The 839-nt window shown below is 60.2% G+C and carries 1 protein-coding gene; it reads left to right on the top strand.

The annotated features are described in order from the left end of the window. Positions 1 to 11 precede the first annotated feature (11 nt). Positions 12 to 803, top strand: a complete 792-nt coding sequence (locus ACXJ7R_RS34800) for a UDP-glucuronic acid decarboxylase family protein (RefSeq protein ID WP_457155749.1) — start codon at positions 12 to 14, stop codon at positions 801 to 803. Positions 804 to 839: the final 36 nt, after the last annotated feature.

The raw sequence follows: 839 nt of genomic DNA, 5'->3' as shown, positions 1-839 counted from the left end.
TCGTCAATGCGCTGCCTTTGGGTCTTCAGTTCGATGAGATCTACAATCTCGCCTGCCCAGCCTCTCCGCCGCACTACCAGGAAGACCCGATCCATACCTTCAAGACAAGCGTGCTTGGTTCGCTGAACCTTCTGGAACTGGCGCGACAGAACAACGCCAAGATATTCCAGGCCTCGACGTCCGAAGTCTATGGCGACCCTTTCGTGCACCCACAGCCTGAGAGCTACTTCGGCAACGTCAATACGCACGGACCGCGGTCCTGCTATGACGAGGGCAAGCGCTCGGCCGAAACCCTGTTCTTCGACTATTCGAGGACTTATGGCCTCGATATCCGTGTCGCCCGCATTTTCAACACCTATGGCCGCCGCATGCAGCCCGATGACGGGCGCGTGGTTTCGAACTTCATCGTCCAGGCGCTGCGCGGCCAAGACCTGACCGTCTATGGCAGCGGCATGCAGACGCGTTCCTTCTGCTATGCCGACGACCTGATCGAGGGTTTCGTCCGGCTGATGAATGCGCCGAGTGCGCCCGCGCATCCGGTCAACCTCGGCAATCCCGGCGAATTCACCATCATGGAACTGGCGACGCTGGTCATCAGCTATACCAACTCGCGATCGAAGATCGTGCATCGGCCTCTGCCGGTCGACGATCCCAGACAGCGCAAGCCGGACATTTCCTTTGCCAGGGCCAATCTCGGTTGGGAGCCGAAAATCGGCCTGAGCCAGGGGCTCGCGCAGACCGTCGACTATTTTGAGACCCTGCTCTACGGAAGCAAACTGGTCAAAGGAGCCGCGGCGTCATGACTCGCCCGGCAATCCTGGTGACGGGCGGGGCCGGCT

Source organism: Mesorhizobium sp. P5_C1 (assembly GCF_054049815.1).
The sequence above is the reverse complement of the archived record's forward strand: the minus strand, read 5'-3'. Positions and strand labels throughout refer to the sequence as shown.